At 44.0% G+C, this 19,492-nt stretch carries 15 protein-coding genes; 3 read left to right on the top strand and 12 right to left on the bottom strand.

The features are described from left to right. Positions 1 to 53 precede the first annotated feature (53 nt). On the bottom strand, positions 54 to 1,832 hold the full coding sequence (gcl, locus tag CBP12_RS09715) for a glyoxylate carboligase (RefSeq protein WP_086964252.1): 1,779 nt from the start codon (positions 1,830 to 1,832) through the stop codon (positions 54 to 56). An 879-nt stretch (positions 1,833 to 2,711) separates the two neighbouring features. Between gcl and phaP the strand changes: the two genes are divergently transcribed. After that, entirely contained in the window at positions 2,712 to 3,335 is a 624-nt protein-coding gene (gene phaP / locus CBP12_RS09710) for a TIGR01841 family phasin (protein WP_086964251.1), read from the top strand. Between the two features lie 44 nt (positions 3,336 to 3,379). On the opposite strand, the gene phaR is transcribed toward phaP, so the two are convergent. Both phaR and CBP12_RS09700 read right to left on the bottom strand, forming a co-directional pair. Continuing rightward, complete coding sequence (phaR, locus tag CBP12_RS09705; RefSeq protein ID WP_086964250.1) at positions 3,380 to 3,931, bottom strand: polyhydroxyalkanoate synthesis repressor PhaR; 552 nt, start codon at positions 3,929 to 3,931, stop codon at positions 3,380 to 3,382. A 164-nt stretch (positions 3,932 to 4,095) separates the two neighbouring features. Next, positions 4,096 to 4,791: a TVP38/TMEM64 family protein gene (locus tag CBP12_RS09700; protein WP_086964249.1), complete on the bottom strand. Its 696-nt coding sequence runs from the start codon at positions 4,789 to 4,791 to the stop codon at positions 4,096 to 4,098. Between the two features lie 370 nt (positions 4,792 to 5,161). Between CBP12_RS09700 and CBP12_RS09695 the strand changes: the two genes are divergently transcribed. Then, the gene (locus CBP12_RS09695) at positions 5,162 to 5,644 is read left to right on the top strand and encodes an FKBP-type peptidyl-prolyl cis-trans isomerase (protein ID WP_086964248.1); all 483 of its coding nucleotides are present in this window, start codon (positions 5,162 to 5,164) and stop codon (positions 5,642 to 5,644) included. A gap of 206 nt (positions 5,645 to 5,850) precedes the next feature. Here CBP12_RS09695 and CBP12_RS09690 read toward each other — a convergent pair whose 3' ends face one another. From CBP12_RS09690 to CBP12_RS09665, 6 genes are all read right to left on the bottom strand, one after another. After that, positions 5,851 to 6,585 carry a hypothetical protein gene (locus CBP12_RS09690; protein ID WP_086964247.1) on the bottom strand — a complete coding sequence of 245 codons (735 nt, stop codon included), beginning with the start codon at positions 6,583 to 6,585 and terminating at the stop codon, positions 5,851 to 5,853. Positions 6,586 to 6,798: 213 nt separating this feature from the next. Then, positions 6,799 to 7,242: a CopD family protein gene (locus tag CBP12_RS09685; RefSeq protein ID WP_086964246.1), complete on the bottom strand. Its 444-nt coding sequence runs from the start codon at positions 7,240 to 7,242 to the stop codon at positions 6,799 to 6,801. A gap of 243 nt (positions 7,243 to 7,485) precedes the next feature. After that, entirely contained in the window at positions 7,486 to 8,481 is a 996-nt protein-coding gene (locus CBP12_RS09680) for a catalase family peroxidase (protein ID WP_086964245.1), read from the bottom strand. Positions 8,482 to 8,541: 60 nt separating this feature from the next. Next, the gene (locus CBP12_RS09675) at positions 8,542 to 9,873 is read right to left on the bottom strand and encodes a diguanylate cyclase (protein WP_232455200.1); all 1,332 of its coding nucleotides are present in this window, start codon (positions 9,871 to 9,873) and stop codon (positions 8,542 to 8,544) included. Positions 9,874 to 10,183: 310 nt separating this feature from the next. Next, complete coding sequence (locus tag CBP12_RS09670; RefSeq protein ID WP_198341786.1) at positions 10,184 to 11,521, bottom strand: GTPase/DUF3482 domain-containing protein; 1,338 nt, start codon at positions 11,519 to 11,521, stop codon at positions 10,184 to 10,186. A 27-nt stretch (positions 11,522 to 11,548) separates the two neighbouring features. Continuing rightward, the gene (locus tag CBP12_RS09665) at positions 11,549 to 12,979 is read right to left on the bottom strand and encodes a DUF2868 domain-containing protein (RefSeq protein ID WP_198341785.1); all 1,431 of its coding nucleotides are present in this window, start codon (positions 12,977 to 12,979) and stop codon (positions 11,549 to 11,551) included. A gap of 242 nt (positions 12,980 to 13,221) precedes the next feature. Here CBP12_RS09665 and CBP12_RS09660 point away from each other — a divergent pair, with 242 nt between their 5' ends. Beyond that, entirely contained in the window at positions 13,222 to 13,584 is a 363-nt protein-coding gene (locus CBP12_RS09660; RefSeq protein ID WP_086964241.1) for a hypothetical protein, read from the top strand. A gap of 379 nt (positions 13,585 to 13,963) precedes the next feature. On the opposite strand, the gene CBP12_RS09655 is transcribed toward CBP12_RS09660, so the two are convergent. From CBP12_RS09655 to CBP12_RS13590, 3 genes are all read right to left on the bottom strand, one after another. After that, a protein-coding gene (locus CBP12_RS09655; RefSeq protein ID WP_157420055.1) for an IS3 family transposase occupies positions 13,964 to 15,144 on the bottom strand; the annotation gives its coding sequence in 2 pieces (ribosomal slippage) (positions 13,964 to 14,877 and positions 14,877 to 15,144; 1,182 coding nt in all). Positions 15,145 to 15,509: 365 nt separating this feature from the next. Beyond that, complete coding sequence (locus CBP12_RS09650) at positions 15,510 to 16,373, bottom strand: hypothetical protein (RefSeq protein WP_086964240.1); 864 nt, start codon at positions 16,371 to 16,373, stop codon at positions 15,510 to 15,512. Then, positions 16,366 to 19,302 (bottom strand): hypothetical protein, encoded by a 2,937-nt coding sequence (locus CBP12_RS13590; protein ID WP_198341784.1) that lies wholly within the window; start codon positions 19,300 to 19,302, stop codon positions 16,366 to 16,368. The genes CBP12_RS09650 and CBP12_RS13590 overlap by 8 nt, the downstream gene beginning before the upstream one ends. Between the last annotated feature and the right edge of the window lie 190 nt (positions 19,303 to 19,492).

The following is a 19,492-nucleotide window of genomic DNA, read 5'->3' as shown; positions in this document are numbered from 1 at the left end:
TAATGTGGGGGCAAAAATAAGCCCAGCCGAGTGGCTGGGCTTTAAGGTAGTAATTAATCAAGCAAAGAGATAGTAGCAGTTGGGGCGTCTTGGCCTTTTTCTGCTAATTCTTCAAACTCGTTAACTGCGTCAATTTCAACGCCCATAGAAACGTTGGTTACACGCTCAAGAATCACTTCAACTACCACTGGTACAGAGAATTCAGCCATCAACTTCTTAGCTTGTTCCAGTGCAGGAGCGATTTCTTCTGGCTTGTAAACACGGATGGCTTTACAACCCAAACCTTCAACAACCTTAACGTGGTCCACACCGTACTCACCCAGCTCAGGAGAGTTGATGTTTTCAAATGACAACTGAACACAGAAGTCCATGTCAAAGCCACGTTGTGCTTGGCGGATCAGACCCAAGTAAGAGTTGTTTACCAGTACGTGGATGTACGGCAGTTTAAACTGTGCACCAACAGCCAGTTCTTCAATCATGAACTGGAAGTCGTAGTCACCAGAGATGGCGACAACGTTACGGCTCTTATCGGCAGCAACCACACCCAATGCAGCAGGGATAGTCCAACCCAGAGGACCAGCTTGACCACAGTTGATCCAGTTACGTGCGCTGTATACGTGCAAGAACTGAGCGGCAGCAATTTGTGACAAACCAATGGTAGATACATAAGTGGTATCGCGACCAAAGACTTTGTTCATCTCTTGGTAAACACGCTGTGGTTTAATTGGCGTGTTATCGAAGTTGGTCTTACGCTGCATGGTGCTCTTACGTTCTTTACACTCAGCAACCCAAGCGGCACGGTCTTTCAACTTGCCCGCAGCTTTCCACTCTTTAGCCACTTCTAAGAACAAGTCCAAAGCGGCGCCTGCATCAGACACGATACCCAAGTCTGGGCAGAATACGCGACCAATTTGAGTAGGCTCGATGTCTACGTGGACGAACTTACGGCCCTTAGTGAACACATCAAGAGAACCAGTTTGGCGGTTTGCCCAACGGTTACCGATACCCAACACGAAGTCAGATGCCAGCATGTTAGCGTTACCGTAGCGGTGTGAAGTCTGCAGACCACACATACCTGCCATCAACTCGTGATCGTCTGGAATAGTCCCCCAGCCCATCAGTGTTGGGATTACTGGAACGTTGATCAGCTCGGCAAATTCAGTCAGTTGCTTGTCAGCGTTGGCATTAATAATACCACCACCTGCTACTAACAACGGCTTGTCAGCTTCGTTCAGCATAGTCAGCGCTTTTTCGATTTGGATACGATTAGCTGCTGGCTTATACGGAGTCATTGGCTGGTAAGCTTCGGCGTCAAATTCAATTTCAGCCATCTGTACGTCGAACGGCAGGTCAAGTAATACAGGACCTGGACGCTCTGAGCGCATGATGTGGAATGCTTTTTGGAAAGCACCGATCAACTGAGCTGGCTCAAGAACGGTAGAAGCCCACTTAGTTACTGGCTTAGCAATAGATTCAATGTCAACTGCTTGGAAGTCTTCTTTGTGCATGCGAGCACGTGGTGCTTGACCGGTGATGCACAAAATTGGAATGGAGTCAGCCATGGCTGAGTACAAACCAGTGATCATATCGGTACCGGCAGGGCCAGAAGTACCAATACAAATACCAATGTTGCCTGGGTTGGCACGAGTGTAGCCTTCAGCCATGTGTGACGCGCCTTCTACGTGGCGAGCCAGTACGTGCTCAATTGAGCCCAAGCCACGCAATGCTGCGTAGAAAGGGTTAATCGCGGCGCCGGGAACGCCAAAGGCTTTAGTTACACCTTCCAGCTCAAGGATTTTGGCGACTGCCTCGATTGCTTTCATTTTAGCCATAATCGGTATCCATTCATCTGAGGTGCTCTCGGCACCATTGTTGATTATCTAGGGTAGTGGTTACTGGTTTCGCCTAGTGAGAGCGAGGGATAACACAGTAACCCTTAGCGAGATCATACAAAAAATACTGTGACGATCAACCAATTTTTGGAAATGATTTTTACAATGTGGAAATTGTAACAGCTCCAAAGGTTCATCACCGCGCTCTTGTATGATCATGTTATTAATTCTGGAGCAACACCTTGCGACTGAGACTGTCTTGTATCAAGTATTCGCCTCTTAATAAGCAGTTAATGCCCATAATAAAAAAACAAACTAAGTGATAAATACAGAGGGCTTGCAAAGCTTGCGGCGCATATCATAGCAATAATATCAGTAAATAAACATTAGTAGCGTTTTTTGGTCACAACTTTGTGAACAAACTGCTTAACAAATTTTATAATTTAGCAGCCTACTATCTACTTAGCGCTAACCTTAAGCACTTCTTTATTAGATAAACGTAATGGGCTTGCCAGATATAGAACACTGTTGGCCTAAGCGCCACTTTCTACAGTTTTAATTTTTAATGACTTTATAAGACAGCGCTCTGGCGCCGCTGTCTTTTATTAAGGGCTAAGTACCAGGTGTAGGTGGCTGGGCTAAGGCATTTTTTGCACTGCTGTTAGCAAGCAACGAGATCATGACTATGCTGTATAGCGGCGTGAGCTAGAAGTAACAGGTAGGCCAAAAAGTGTTTATTGTGCAGCGCACAAAAAATACTTGCCAAAGTTTATGTTGCAGTGCAAAATGAATTTACGCCTCAGCCAAGAAAGTAGCGAATGATGTTTTTCTTGCAGGCGTATCAGGCTTAACGCCTCCCTATTCTTCTGGAGATACACAATGTCATTATTCAACACCGAAAAGCTGCAAGCGACTCATCAAGAAAGTTTGCAGGTAGCACAAAATCTCACTACTAATCTGATCACTAACGCTAATAAGCTGGGTAAATTGCAACAAGATGCTTTTTCTCAGTTAGTGAGCAAGCAGTTTGAATTGGCTAACAAATTTTTTGCAGTGCGCGATACCCAGCAGCTGTTTGACTTACAAAATGAGTTTTTCAGCCCAAGCGCGGTGCTAGAGCAACAGTTAAACTTTAACCGTGAAGTAGTAGCGGTATTAAGCGACAGCCAGCAGCAAGTAAGCCAGTTTGCTGAGCAGCAACTAGCAAAAAATAACCAGCAGTTTAATGAAGCAGTTGAGCACTTTGCGGGCCAGGCTCCTGCAGGTAGCGAGCAAGCAGTCACTGCGTTTAAATCAGCCGTATCAAATGCCAACCAGGTGTTTGGTCAGGCGCAAGCTGCTGCTAAAAATGCGTCTACCATTGCTGAGCAAGCCGTAAAACAAGCGGCTGAGCAGACTGAAAAAACAGCCCGTGAAGTAGCACAAACCACAGAAAAGAATATTGCTACCGCTAAAGCGGCCACCGAGCAGCAAGCTAAAGGTGCACGTAGCACCACTAAATAAGTAGTTTCCCTGTAAAATAGCGGTAACTCTTTAGGCGATAAGGTTTAGTCCTTATCGCCTTTTTTTTGTGCTGCGCTCTTTATCTCATCAGACGGTTTATCGGAAGAGGTTTTGCTATGGCTAAAGCCGCCAAACAAACCAAACATATTTTGAGTATTCATATATAAGTCGCGAGACTGCTCTACATATTGACGCATCATGTCTTGCATAATAGGCGCTTGCCCTTGCATAAACTCAGTCCAAGCTTGAGTAGATTGCGAGCCCGCTTGAGCTTGAATATCAATAACTGATTGAATGCTTTCATCTAAATAACTGCCCAGTACGCCTTGAAAAGGGCCATAAAAACAGATGATGTTTTTTAGCATAGTGCTGGAGAAGATGGGGTTACCATCGCTTTCTGCTTCTTGAATAATTTGCAGTAAAATACTGCGGGTAATGTCTTCCCCGCTTTTAGCATCAACCACTTGAAAGGGCTCTTGCTCTTGCACTAAACGGCGAATATCCACCAAAGTGACATGACTACTGGTATGGCTGTCGTATAAACGACGATTGGGATACTTCTTAATAATGCGGACGTTGTCTTGAGATTTTGTCATGCGAACCAGCTTTTTAACCGTCTATTGTGACAACCAGTGTATCTCAAAGGCAGAAAGTGCTCAATTTGACAGATCTCAGTGTGCGCGTTTAGCCGTCTTCATAGCTTGCTGTTAGCGATTAAAAGTGCAGGAACATGTTAAGATTATCGGCAGATACCCGTAGTTTATTTTTTATCTTGCCATACGTAGAGACCAAAAATCACCAGACTCACTAGCGAGCCCCAAAGCAAGCCCGTTTTCAAGCTTGCAGTGCTTTGCCCCATAGCAGCAAGGTAAACCGTGAGTGGAGCAATGCCCACTAAGGAAGCGGCTATAAACTTCCAGTAGCTCATTCTTAACAGCCCAGCGACAAAACTGATGGCATCATTGGACAAAAAAGGGTTGATCCGAGTAACAATGATGGCCCAAAAACCATATTTGTCTAAAAATTCCATAATTTTATTTTCTGCACCTTTGCCAATAATACGCGCCAGAAGGGAGTGACTAACCGAGCTGCCTATCATGTATCCCACCGAGGAGGCTGCAAAAACCGCAACCAAGATGATGATACTTCCCCCTTCTGGCCCATAGGCAAGAATTGACACAATCATAAGCAGAATCGTTGGTACCACTAACAGAAACATTTGCGCAATCATTGCCAGCACTAATAACGCAGGACCAAACCAGCCAAAGCCGTCTACCCAAGATTTAATACGACTTTCATCATCACTGGTTAAGACTGACCACGCCTCATTAAAAAACGCCTTTACCTCAGGAATAAAAAAATAAGCCCCTAACAGGGCGAGAAGCAACACTATAGACAGTGCTAAAGGCCATTTACTTTTATCACTCTTATCTTGTGCTTGAATGGTATTTAGCATTGATTAGACCTTTAAATTAATGAAGATATGCTGGCTTTTTTCCTTTCCTCACAATATATAATATCCCCTAAACTGGAGGTACTACCCGAAAATTGCCGGCATTTTTTATCGCAAGAATAAATATTTTAGTGTTTGCTGCATAACCTCTTTCTCGAAAATATTGATTGATCATGGACTTAATTCCATTTATTTAGGGTGTGGCGCTATAACACACGACCTAACCTTGTAGTGTTTACACTTTAAAACCAAAGGCGAAAAGCCACCCTTGTTCAGGGTAGTAGCTGCATATGTGGTGTTCAAGTCGTGAACCTCACAGTGGCATCTGCTATTCTTTCTCTCTAAATTTTTTATCTAACCGAAGAGCGCCTCGATGCAAGTTGCCAACGATACAGTGGTACAGTTTAAGTACACCCTAAAAGATGAAGACAGCCAAGTGCTAGACACCAACGTGAATAATGCGCCCCTGGCTTATTTGCATGGCCACAATGGCATGTTAGAAGGCATAGAAAATGCGCTAACAGGTAAAGAAGAAGGCGAAAGCTTTAGCATTACCTTAAGCCCAGAAGAAGCTTACGGCGAGCGCAAAGAAGACATGATCCAGCGCGTGCCCGTTAAGCATCTACAAGGTGCAAAAAAGTGGTCCGCTGGCATGATGGCTACCGTGCATACCGAACAAGGGGAGCGCCAAGTGACGGTAGCTAAAGTGGGTAAGTTTATGGCCGATGTTGACATGAACCATCCATTAGCTGGTTTAACGCTGATTTTCGATCTAGAAGTGGTGAGCGTACGCGCCGCCACCGAAGAAGAGCTTGAGCATGGCCACGCCCATGGTGAAGGTGGTCATCACCACTAACAGCGTGCTGCTTTTAGTGGCGCTGTAAGCTTTAAGCGCTCAGCATAAGGTAAAAATAAAAGGCCGAGCATCTGCTCGGCCTTTTTATGAAAAAATATTAATGACCACTTAAATCAACTCTATCAGTTTTAAAATACAGTGAGACTGGGCTTACCTTGGTATCTGTTGCTAACTAAATCCCAATATATGCACTTATTGACTCAATTTTATTGTGCCATTTTGCCCATCTGCTCCATTAAGTTGCGCATATCCATGGGTTCGGCGGGCAGCTCAAAACTGGACGCTGGCGGCTCTGCTGAGCTAATAGACTCCACATAAAACTGCTCGCCTACTTTTAATAAGCCCTTATTATCCTTAGGCATGGCATCTTGATAAACACGAGTATATTCATCACCCACCATGGCACTCATGGCGCCAAGATAGGCATGAGTCATTTCTACCACCACCGGATCATCGGTTAGCACGGCTTCGCCAGCTTGCTTGCTGCCATCAGGATCCGTCCATTGCATTTGATACACCTTACCTTCAATACCGGCCACGGTTTCTTTAGTGTTAGTGTCTTTAATGGAATCTATGCTGCCAAAGGGGTGGTCGCGGTCACCGCCTTTAGGCAGCATGCTTTTTACTAAACCGCCCATGGCGGACATATCCATGACTATGGGCTGACCATTATTTTGGCTTACGGAATAAGTTTTGCCATCGCGCATAATAAGATAGGTGCCACCACCAGCCTCACTGACGTCCATGCGCAGGGTCTTCGCATCGCGCCAAGTGAGGGTCATGGTAGAGGGACCCCTTGCTTGACCTTCCATTTGCATCGGCTGGTCTGTGGTGACCAGAGTGGCTTTGCCACCGGCCAATGCTAGTGTTGGCAATAATAAACTTAAGGCGGCCAGCGGTAAAAATTTCGCTTTCGACGTAAAAGTTATCAGAGTCTTCATCGTTATGTCCTTTTAACAATTCACCGGCCTACCAATATGGGCGCCGTGTCATTAGCTACTACTTTGCCTTTTAGAGTAGCGCTAAATTATTGATAACTCTATGTGGCTATTAAGCCATCTTGGCGGGTTGAGCGGTAAAGGGCAGGAGCGGTTAATGTTCGAGTGATAGCTCTGTTAAGAGACATTCACCGCTCACGGATTAACTTAGGTGACTTAATAAAGCCAACCGGTACGAAACGAAGCGCCTACTACTACAAATAATATTGACAATATCGTCACTGGTATAATGTGCCAAGCCATTAAGGTGAGTGATTTCTCACTTAAATGCGGGATGACTCTAAATCTGGCATGCAGAGCAAATGCCACAGTTAACGTTAGTAGCAATAATTTTGCTGCAATGCCGTGTGCTAATGGGTTGGCCATATTAAACCACTGTCCCACATCCGGCACTAAGCGATAAGCCAGCATTAAGCCGGTAATCACTTGTAAGGCAATGGCTGGCATCCCCACTTTTTCAAACGCCGACTCAAAATCTAACAAGCGCTGCACCGAGCGCTCTTTTAGCACCTTAGGTAACACCGTTAAACACAAAATGAGATGGCCGCCGGTCCAGATGGTGGCGCCTAATAAGTGAAGCAATAACAATAAGCCATGCATAGGCGTTCTACCCTGTGATGAGGAACCGCATTAAAAATGCGATACGGATAAGAGATAATCAGCTTACCCGTTTCTTATTTTAAGTGCCTGCTTTGTTATAAAAAGTCGCCTACTCTTTGATCTGTATCCAATTGAGAGGGGATAGCGATAGTTAAGTTACCGTTTTGTGCAAGCGCTGCGCCCAGTTAACAGTCTGTAGCCTGCTATTGAGCTCAATAATAAAGGCGTCATCGATGATGTTTATTACTGACCACTAAGTCGTTTACCAAAGGAGACGGCATAAGCGGGCGAGCGAAATAACAGCACAGGATCGTCGGTGGGCGCGATACCATCTACCATAACTAAGGGATCGAAGTTAATTTTTTCACAGGCCCCCTCTTCTTGTGACGTAGCGGCGTTAAGCGTGAGTGTGCCGACTGTCACTTCTTCACGATCGCTTGGCCAAAGCAAGGTGGAGTTAGTCTCGGGATCGCCGTCTTTCCCTAAGCTTAATATCATGTCCCAGCGCACTGGACCTTGTTCAAGGCGCGCAATTAATCTTTGTTCAAGAAAATTATCAGGTAACTGCTTAAGCTCTGCTTCAGTCAAGTCTTGTACGCCATCTTGTGGCTCAAAGCGCCAGCGTACTAAGGAGGTCTCGTCCTCATTATTAATAAATTTAAAGGTGTGTACGCCAAAATAGCGACTGTTAGCAAAGCTGGACGGAGGCAGGTAAGTGGTAAGGTAGTCAGCTAATGGCTGGCTATCGGGATGAGTCGCTTTAAATGCCTTTATCTTTTTAGGATCAGGCTGACCCGTAGTGGCATTAGGCGTTTTGGCGACTAGCTCATCAAAAAAAGTTTGTGGGGTCGCGGCGCCAGACATAGGAATGTTTAGCATCGCCATATGATGCAATTTATTTTCAGGTAAGTGGAATTGTAACGACATGCTACGCGCAGACTTAGCGGTATCGGGCGCATTAGGGGTGCCGCCGCCTAAGGAAAAACGGGCAATAACCGGTATTTTTTCTCCAGAAAAAAGCGCAGCGCGAGTATAAGGTTTAGCCGCGGCTAAGCCCACAAACTCACCCGTGGCACAACTGCCTTTAGTATGATTACGTCGCTCACCTTTATGCGCACCAAAGACACTTTCAAAGGCGCTAATCATCTGTGCAGGGGTAACAGACTGCTCGGCAGCCATTGCTAAGGGGGCACTGAGCAGCAACACAGTGCTCAGTATCACCGTCGGTGAATAAGTCATACTTTCTCCAATTGCGAGTGAAGGTGCTTAGCCAAAACGTCATTTAAGATAGCGAGGGTGTTAAGCGTTATAAAAGCGAATAGTGTTGCGACCCGCTTCTTTTGCCTGATACATCGCTTGGTCAGCCTGTTTTAAAAGATCGTCCATACTGGCGTGCTCGCCAAGAAATAGCACCACGCCTATGCTCGCCGTGCAACAGTACTCAACATACTTATGCGTTTGGTCTTGGTAATTAACGTTTAATTGGTAGCGCTTAGCGAGGCTCAGCCGTAGCTTTTCTGCCACTTGGTAGGCGTGTTGGCGAGCGGTGTTGGCCTCACTACTTAGCTCATTAATGACCACAATAAATTCATCCCCGCCAAAGCGGGCGACGGTATCTATTTCGCGTATGCCTGCTTTTAGTCTTTCACCTACCGTCACCAGTAGCAAATCCCCAGCGAGGTGACCATGAGAGTCATTAATAGGCTTAAAGTTATCTAAGTCTACGAACATAAGCGCGCCATAACAGTTTTTTCTCTTACTTAGCGCCAGCGCTTGGTTTATACGCTCATTTAGTAAGTGGCGATTTGGTAGTTGAGTCAGAGGACCGTAGAACGCCAGTTGGTGAATTTGTTCTTGCATCTGTTTGCGCTCGGTGATTTCACGAGAAGTACCGTAAAAACCAATCACCTTGCCTTGGGCATCAAGTTCGGGAGTATAAATAATTTCTCCCCATATCCAGCTGCCGTCTTTACATTTTAGCTTAGCTTCAAAGGATCTATCGGTTAATAACTCGCCTCTACGCTCTGCTTCTTCTCTTTCTATTTTAGCCGCTACTACAGCATTGACGCCTTGCTCATCGAGTAGCTCAAACACATGTTGTCCCAATACTTCTTTCGCTGGGTAACCACGGTGCTTTTCATCGGAAGGACTGATATAAGTGAAATGATATTTATCATCTAGCTTCCACACCGCATCGACCGAGCGCTCGGTCATAGTGCGAAAATGCTGCTCACTTTTGCGCAACGTATCGGTAATGCGTTTATGATCTGCAATCGCTTGCGCCAACTGCTCCTGACTTATTTTGAGTTGTTGGTTAGCACTAAAGAGTTGTTGAGTACGCTGAGCCAGCTGAGTTTCTAGCAGTTGATTAGGCAGTCTAAAGCGAGACAGCACGGACATACTGGCGTTGGCAATTTTCCAGCCTTTAGCTTCTTTATGAAAAACTAATACTAAATGAGCTAACTCTGGCGCATTAGTAGCGCTAGGTTCGGGCCGGTGAATAATAAGTGCAGCAAAAATAGTGGCTACCCTAGCAGAAAGCGACTGACTCATGCGCTCAGTTAACTCAATGCGCAGTGAAGATGACTGCTTAGCGAACGCGTGACGGCTGGCACTTAACCAATGGCTGATATCGGTGATCAGCCCATGCTCATCATCGACAAAGCCCGCGAAGTTCTCACTAAAGAGTGCTAAGTCTTGTTGCTCGCCCCTAGCATAGCTTCTTAATTAATTATCAAACAGCTGATTGAGCGCTTGCTGGTCGTTTAAGTCCATATAAAATTTCCTAATAGGCTCACCGGCCTAAATTGTCACGCCAATAGGTGAAGCTATTCAGTTACTTACATTAAAGCAGAGTTAAGGGTGCTTTAATGTTATTTAAATAATTATTGTTAGTTCGCGAAAGTAATTAACGACGTTATCGTTAGCTATACCAGCAGCGCTATTTGCCTAAACTGGCTGCTAAGCGAGCTATGGCTTGGCTACGCTCATAATCTGCCTTAGGTTTGCGACCATTTAAGCCTGACCACTCAGGGTAAGCGCGAGCGGTAATTAAAGGCTCAGCCAGCTCACCTTGGCGCCAGTGTTGCTCTTGAGGATTGTCCATTTGAATACGTTCTTGGGCGGCATGACCACGAAGCTCTAGGGCATGTAATAAACGTTGCTGGCGAATAGCGAGTAAACGCAGCGTAGCGTCGTTGACGGTAAGCTCGCGTTCGCCGCGCCATTTGCCTTTAATGCGCTCGCCGTAGCTGCGAAAGGTTTGTGTAAATCCGCCCACGGCAGCGCCGAGCATGGTGGCCGCCCCTAAACTTAGCCCGCCGGTAAGTAAGTCGATACCGGCACCGGTGGCTGCACCCGCGGCCATGCCGCCGCCAAGTTTTACGCCAAGCTGTTTCATGGTGGCGGGATTAAATAAGTCTTCGCCCCAGCGACCTTCTGCTAGTGGTAAGTCTTGAGCCTCGGCATCCTCTTTGCGAAAGGCATATAGCTTAAGTAGCGCTTCTACACACTGTTGTTCACGTTTTCGCACATCGTCGTGTAGCTCTTGAATTGAGGCGTCTAACTGCTGAGGCGCTACGCTGCGCCGAGTGGCACTCACCTCTACTAATAGTTCGGCAATTAAGCGCAAACCCGCTTGGCGGCGCACGGTTACTTGGGCAAGGTTATAATCCACTAAGCGCTGTAATCGAGAGCGCTGGCTATCTAGTACTAGGCTTAAGTTTTCATATAAACGCTGCTCACCATCAGCAGGCGGCGCCACGCTATCAAAGCGCACTATGGCATGCAGACCTAGGCGCGCTAATACTTCTCGCCAGTCTGCTTCACGCTGCTCGGGCGCATTGACAAAGTTCAGCACCGGCAAGAGCGGTTTGCCACACATGGCTAAAATCGCCAGCTCATCACGGTATTTAGCCAGTACGGGCTCTCTGGCATCGATGACATAAAAACCGGCATCGGATTTTAGGAGCTGGCGTAGCACTTTAGCTTCTTGCTCAAAACGCTGAGCTGCCTCACTGGTTTGTAAAAAGCGGCTGACTTGCTCTGGGCCATCCAAGCGCTCACCACTGGCAGGTAATTGCTCTATGTATTCATAAAGTGCCACCGCATCTTCAAAGCCAGGTGTGTCATACAATTCAATTAATGCTTCGCCATCCACTGAAAGCCGCGCGCCTTCCACATGCTGGGTGGTACTGGGCTTATGCGAGATAGCGCCAAAGCCCACGTCGCGAGTAAGGGTGCGCAGTAATGAGGTTTTACCCACATTGGTGTGGCCCACCACTGCCAAAGTTAAGGGGGAGTATGCTCAGTCATGACCAGGGTCCTCATATTCTTTATCTTGCTCCCCTTGGAGCCAGTCCCAAGGGGCAGTGCGGCTATGAGCTAGCTTGAGTTCATCTAACTTTTCTTGCCACACACTGAGTCGCTCATCAGGAGCGGCCACATCTAATAACCATACTTGAGTGGCAACGGCAGTACGTGAGAGCTCGGCAATTAAATGTAAGGTGCCGCGATCTGGCGAACGCTGTGGATTACAAACAATTAATAACCGAGCCGGCGGCTGAGTCGTCAGTTGCTCTAAAATATGGCGGCGTTGCTCGCGGCTATCAATAACGCCTGCATCGAGAATTTGTGTCTTGCCTACGCTTACTGTGGTGGCTAACTGCGACGGTGGCCAGCTGATGCTGTCTGCTAATTCAATCCCCACTAGCACGGCATTATGGCCCGAGCTGTATGCGCCGGCTTGGCTACTAGGCAGCGTTGTTGGCGCTTTATCTATCACCCCTAAGCGCTCGCTGCTAGGTTGTACTCGCTCATGTAAGGGCTGCCACACCGGATCCTCGGCACTAAATTCAAGCTGCTTAATGCCAGTGCGCCAGCGCCATTCGCATAATAAGCTGCATACTAACCGTGGCAGTACGCCATAAATGAATAACATACCCAATAACCAGCTGGCCCACACTTGCCGTGCTTGCTCATCGGTTAAAGCTTGCAGGCCGCTATTTTGGATGAGCTCTTGATTTGGCAAACCAAAACCGAGCCAAGCGCCGGGCTGGCCTAAGGTATTCACCAAAAAAATAAAGCTATCACTGGCCACTATGGTGGACTCCCACACAAAGCCGTAGCGGCGAGTGGCGAGCAGGGCAATTAAGCTCAGTAGGGCGGTGGTTAAGGTGAGCAGCCACCAGCCATTTAAGATGCGTCCTAAACTCCAGCGCAGCAGCTTATGGCGTTGTAATAACACTAATAGTGCGGGTGCTAACTGTACCGTCTTAGCATCACGAGCTAATTTATTACTGAGCCACAGCCAAGCATGGCTAAGGGGCGAGCTGGTTTGTTTAGTGAACAATAAACTACCGCACCAGGCTAAGAGGCTCAGCAGGTTTAAACCAATTAAGCCCGATAATGCCCAAAAGATATTAATGGCTTCTGCATTGCCGCTCAGGGCGGTGTTAGCGAGTACTACACCCGAGATAATGGCGCTAACCATTAAGAGCCAGAAGGCCAATTTAGCCCCTTGTAGCCAGTGCTGCAGTGCCGTTGTTAAACCATCGCGCTTCGCTAAAAATAAGCCGCGCACTTGCAAGCGTTCGGCAAGCGAACCTTTTATGGCCCGCGCCTTGCGACAGGCCTCATTATCTTCTAATAGGCCGGTGTGCTCTTCGCGCAGGCGCACCGCTTCGCAGAGCCAGAGGGTGTGTAGGCGTGAATTAGGGTCAACAGCAGAGTCAGTCACAAGCAATCCATGGTTTGCAGTCATAGCACTATTGTGCCTGAGAATACGCGATGAATAACAAAAATGGCGCTAAAGCGCCAACTTTCTACAGCGGCTACTTAAAATGCCGCCGCCAGATGGAGTAATTAAGTTAAGCGCTGTGCCTTGGCTAATAGCAGTTGAATGGCGCAGATGAAGTGCTTATGCTCGAGGCCGTTTACTATGGCTGTTTATGACGCTTAATCATGTTCAAAGGAATAATAATGACCATCCCCTCTAAGGTAGCAAAATTAGGCGCCCTCTTGGCGTTAGCGACACTACTGACTGCTTGTAATGGTGCGCCCTCCGATGCACAAGTGCGCCAAGCGCTAGAAGCCCAAATTCAACAAGACCTTAAGCAAGTGTCTGGGATCTCGGGTTTAGCCGGTCCTAAGTTTGAAGAGATGGCCGAGAGCATGATGCCTAAAATTGATAATATCTCGCCTCAAGGTTGTGAAGCCGCGGGCAACGATATTTATAACTGTACGGTAGAGTCCACCGTGACCGTAATGGGTGTGTCTAACACTAATATGCAAGAATTTAGTTTTAAGAAAAACCAAGCCGGTGAGTGGAAAGTCATTCGCTAACCGTGAGTAACAATAAGGCCAAGCAATGCTCGGCCTTATTTATTGGTGCTCGATGTTAATAGTCATTAACGCATAGTCCTGGCTTACTTACACAACTGAGTTCTGAAATAAATCTGGAAAAGTCTATTTAACGCGGCTTGGTAGTCTTTTCCAGAAAAGCTGGCGAACACCACTGCTTTTCCTAAAAAAGTAATCCTGAGTATACCACTTTCCAGAGTTTTCATCCATTTTGTCGTAAGTCTAGTTGAACTATGCCCTCAAATATTTTGACGAATTTTTCGACTGTAACTTGATAAATCTTACTATTTGCTTTTGGGTTGGTCCTGAACGGCTTAATAAGATAATTTACTAATGAAGAGCATTTAGCTAGATGTAGTGGTCAAGTAAAAGTGGCCACCGATTTATAGTTAATCCAGTAATCTACTTCAGCCTGATTTGGACTGATACCACCATTGTGCTGATGGGGTCTCAATTGACTGTAATAACCGATTAAATATTTCACGATGTGATGCTGTGCTTCAGATAATGACTGATAGCCATAAGTCGGCACCCATTCAACTTTTAAGCTTCTAAAGAAACGCTCCATGGGAGCATTGTCCCAGCAGTTTCCACGTCGACTCATGCTCGGTTTTATTTGGCACTGCCACAACGTCTGCCGAAACTGTCGGCTTGTGTAATGACAGCCCTGATCACTATGAAACATCACACCTTTAGGCCGCCCCCGACTTTCATAAGCCATTTTCAATGCGCTACTGGTCAGCTTGCTATCCGGCGAGAGCGATATCGCCCAGCCAATAGGTTTACGAGCAAATAGGTCCAGCACCACGGCTAAATAAGCCCAGCGATTGCCCGACCAGATATAAGTCACGTCACCGCACCAGACACCATTAGGAACTTCAACATTAAACTGCCGAGCTAGCTCATTAGGGGTTTCAACATGTTCATTGCTCGCTTTCTTATATCTGTGCTCCCGGATCTGACAACTCACCAACCCGAGCTTTTTCATCAGACGACCTGCGCGATAGCGGCTTAAGGGAACAGCTTGGGTCGTGGCCATTTGGGCAATACTTCGTGCGCCTGCCGACTTTCCGCTTTCCCGAAACAGTTCTTTAACCTTCGCTATTTCTTCAATATGTTTGGCGCATACTGGCTTTTGTGAACGTTGTTGCCAATATTTAAAGCTGCTGCGATGGACACCAAACACTTGGCATAGTTTGCTGACTGGATAGCTCGTCTTGAGTTTCTCAATTAGCGAGAACTGTTCAGGGAGTCGGACATCAAGAGAGCGGTAGCCTTTTTTAGGATGTCTTTCTCCATCTCAATTTCACGAATACGCTTTTCCAGTTCACGAATTCTGAGTTGATCGGGCGTCATGGGTGTGGCTTTTGATGTCTCACCGTTGCGCTCTTTGCGCAGCTGGCGAGCCCATGTATCCATCGTTGAATAGCCGACACTCATCGCCTCAGCCGCCTGACGAACCGTATAGTTCTGGTCGATCACTAACTGTGCCGCTTCGAGTCGGAATTCAGGAGTAAAATTACGTTTTGGTCTTGTTGTCATAGTGTCACCTAGTAGCTTCTTGGTGCATGATAGCACCTCTAATTAGGTGGCCAAATTCACTATGCCACTACATAGTCCTGGCTTACTTACACAACTGAGTTCTGAAATAAATCTGGAAAAGTCTATTTAACGCGGCTTGGTAGTCTTTTCCAGAAAAGCTGGCGAACACCACTGCTTTTCCTAAAAAAGTAATCCTGAGTATACCACTTTCCAGAGTTTTCATCCATTTTGTCGTAAGTCTAGTTGAACTATGCCCTCAAATATTTTGACGAATTTTTCGACTGTAACTTGATAAATCTTACTATTTGCTTTTGGGTTGGTCCTGAACGGCTTAATAAGATAATTTACTAATGAAGAGCATTTAGCTAGATTATTTGTGTATAGAAAGCAATATTTGGAATAAAGGTCTTTAACTTTCCATAAAAGTCTTTTCTTAATATTAAATCACAACCTTCTAGCCTTGAAATATTGGAGTCTAAGCCAACAAAGGAAGCCCCTTTTCCGATTAAACTTTCTCTCCAGCATCGATATATCAAAACTGCTTCACCATTTTCATTTAGGGCTCTAAGTCCGTTATCATAACAATCTAGAATCAGGCCTAACATACTCAGCAGTTCACCATTCATCCAAATAACTTGCGCAGCCTCTAAACTATTGTCATTAATACAAAACCCTTGGATAGCAGGGGTTCCGTAACAGTATTCATCTTTCCAAATATCTTGAGTATGCGGAAAAATTTTCAGGGGGTTCATTTTAATTTTCATAGGTAGACAACCTTCACATACTATTGTGTGATTGCCTTTAGTGTTGCGGCCATAATCCTTAACTTCAAATTGGCGCTCAAATCTAGCAATGACAACAAAGTCGTCTAATTCATCAGGAGCCCTAAATCCAGTTGATTTATCAATCGGTTTTACTAAGTTGGGTCTACTAATTAGAGAGTTAGATGTTGCAATCATTGTTTTAACATCTATTTTTCCGTCACCTTCAGAAATGACCGATTCCCTATAGTGTTGATATAAAAATTCATTTACATGCTTAAAAACTAAATCATAGATATAGGTGTTCGGAGAAAGCATACCGCAGGAACTATTAACAAAGTTATCAAATTCATCTTTATTAAAATCCTGCATTATTGCTTTATTTACGTCATTCTTATCAATTCCTAAGTCCCCTAAATATCTGATGAATTTGGAGTTGTTGATTAAGTTTATGATGTTGCTATTCATTACTTAGCTCGCAAAAAATACTCTCGACTACATTATGTATGTACAAATTTTGCACCCCTATGAGTTTTCCAATAGATGGCTTTATCTCTAGCAATAATGGTTTAAGCTGCTCGATTTCAATCGATATAAGCTCAAGGATTGAAGCGATAGTTGAGTGATGGAACAGATGAAAGTTATTGAAAAACCAATTAAGAGGTTTAATTAAAAGGTTAGTGTAATTCTTCACCAAGTAACTTAGCGCACAAATAATCTCTCGTTGAACTAATGAATCTAGGTTGTTTGCTTTACTAAGGAGTAATGTAATTGCTCTTTCATCATCATTCATTTCAGATATTTCAATGTAATTTAAACTTTCCCATTCAAATTCATTTTCGTCTGGTAGTCTACTTTTGATGAAATCAAAACCTGTTTCATACATTGATAAAATAGTCTGTTCATCAAAACCCACGTATTCGAACGCAATAATTAGGTTAGCCGTTGTCTTAGATGAATAATCCATGTTTTTGGAAAAAGTATATAGAGCTGATGCTAAACAGTTTTGCGTAATATCTCTATCAATCATAACAGCTTGGAGTAATGATTCCCTGTCGACAAAACTAGAAAACCACCCGTCTTTTGAGTAGACGAAATTGTTGACCAATAGAAAAACTTTATCTCTATCTGAGATGGTGATTCCTTGAATCAACATCCGCAGATTTGTAAAATATTCTTGTCCTCTTGGGAATCTTTTTCGGATAAGTGGCAGAAGTATTTCATTTGCCAATTCTGTATTGTTTTCCTCTTTAAAGAAGAAATATAAGTAATTGAGATTGTCGTTCCCCAAGACTTCTTGAGAAACTAAATAATCGACAAGGTCCGGTGTCAATTTGCTCCTTAAGCTATCTTCTTTACATAACTTCGTAGTCAGTTTTATGGATAACTTTTCATTGCCAAATGAGCGGTGAACTCCAGTGCTTTTTTCTTTACTTTCCTCTAAATGTAAGTTAAGTCCTAATTTGTGAGCAATATTATTGTATTTGTGAACAGTTTTTTGACTCAATGTGTCATAAGAATCATTCCAGTCTCTTGCGGATAGATTAACCATAGATGCCTTGGCTAACTTATCGTCGTTCTTTTCTAAACGCTCAATTACCTCCAGAAAATCATTGAGATATGTATCTTTAATGTTTGTTGGAGATAATTTATAGAGAAAATTTAAAATACTGGGCTCGACGTTATCGCTATGTTGCAATAGATCCACAAACATAAAATCTAATTTCCAAAAATATCCATTGGTCAACATTTGATTGATTAAATATTTCGTAGCTTGTTCGAAATCAATTTTTATGAATACTTCAAACCATTCTATAGTTAACCATCTGGTATCTTTGCCATCTTCAGTATGTTTCATCACCGCATCAGTGAGGTATTTAAGCTTTTTAGTGTATTCTTTAGCAAAACTAGGATTTATGTTGTTTATCGAAGGGAGTGGCTCAATTACTTCAGCTAAATTTCTGTCTTTTCGAGAAGTGTAACTAGTCGTTAAGTGAATCGCTTTTTTCAACTCTAACTTGGCTTTTTCTATATCTCCTACTTTTGCATAGTAAATTGCTTTTTTGAATGAATGCTGTGAGTGTTCATAGTAATCACAGTCTTCTTCATCGAAGCTATCATAAGCCTTTATTACGAAGTTGATATTATTTTCATTGAGGAATCGATTCTCTATCGTTGGGAGAATAGGAAATACAATTTTTCTTCTGATATCAAATATCGTCTTCCATGCCAATTGTGAGTTGATATGCACCAATGCTTGCTCAAAGCTTCTATCAATCAAGCCTCGGTTATCAAAGAGAAAACTAGAATACCTAGCTCTAGGAAAGTTAATCATGTCATCTGCTAATAACGCGAAGCTTTGAATTATGCCTTCTTCTAATGAGGAGCCATTGCAGGTCTTGCCTATGATAAGATTCCGTATAAAAAACTTTATCCAACTGTGAACGATGAAATCAGAAGTAATGGTTTTTTCGAAGCAGATCAAACTATTTAAATCGTTATCTGAATACAATTCTAATTGGCTACAAAACCTATCTAGTTCGTCGTTATCTACATTTTCGCTGATGAGTGGTAAAGATAAGAGCTCCAGAGTCACATTAGTCTCTACCCTTATTGGTATTCTTGCAGAACAACTCTCTCTTTCGAAAAGGTTATTGATGATAAGTCCCGTTGACTCTTTTTCAATGTCGGTAAGTTTGCTATGTAGATAAATTAAAAAGTCACTGCCTTTTAGTCTGAATATCTCATCTAAAAAAATTCTAAGATAGGTTTTATCTTCGTGATATATGACTTTTTTTAGAAACGCTAGAAAATCATCATTCTTTTGGTTTAAAAAGCTAATGTAGTATTTGAAGTCATCTTGCTTTACTTTCCCTAAAAATAGCCCATTTACATCCTCCCATTTGGGAGAATAGCCCTGCTTTTCTAATATTCTAAATGCTTGCGCTGTAACAGAATCGCTATGGTTCTTTTCGCCATTAAAATATAAAAGTGCATTTGCTTTTTCTACTCCATAGATCAAACAAATAGCCTCAAAATATAGTTCAAAATTATCTAAAAACTGACTGTGATGCTCTTCTGAACTAGTTGTATTAATAGCCCTATTCAGTTCACTGGCATAAATGAATAGAGACCAGTTTTGTGTTTTTTTAGCGACGCTTAGAAAGCTTTCGTAGTTTCTTCGAATCAATGCTTCTGGGTGAGCATAATACAAGCTATTTGGTAGGAACTTGTTTGATGCATAGCTACTAATATCCTCATACTTCTTTGTCCGCATTAGGTAACTAAATAAATAACGGTAAGATTTGTCACTTTCAAAAAAGCAGTCACGATTTAGCCAGTTTATAATGAATTCATTCATGGTATCTAGAGCTTCGATATCAGCCAACTTTTCCATGTTAAATCGCCTGAAACTATCATGGTAAAGCCTTATTCCACCTCTAGCTGTATTTTCAGAAATGACAGGAGACAGTACTTTCATACTAGAATTGAAATGGTGCTTCACCGGAATTATCTCTTGAAGCTCTTTTCTGGTTACAGAAAAGTCGAGGCAAGATAAGATCTCCGCTGTTGTGTTATTTTCAATT

Origin of the sequence: Oceanisphaera avium (assembly GCF_002157875.1) — a bacterium.
Classification (GTDB): Bacteria; Pseudomonadota; Gammaproteobacteria; order Enterobacterales; family Aeromonadaceae; genus Oceanimonas; species Oceanimonas avium.
The sequence above is the reverse complement of the archived record's forward strand: the minus strand, read 5'-3'. Positions and strand labels throughout refer to the sequence as shown.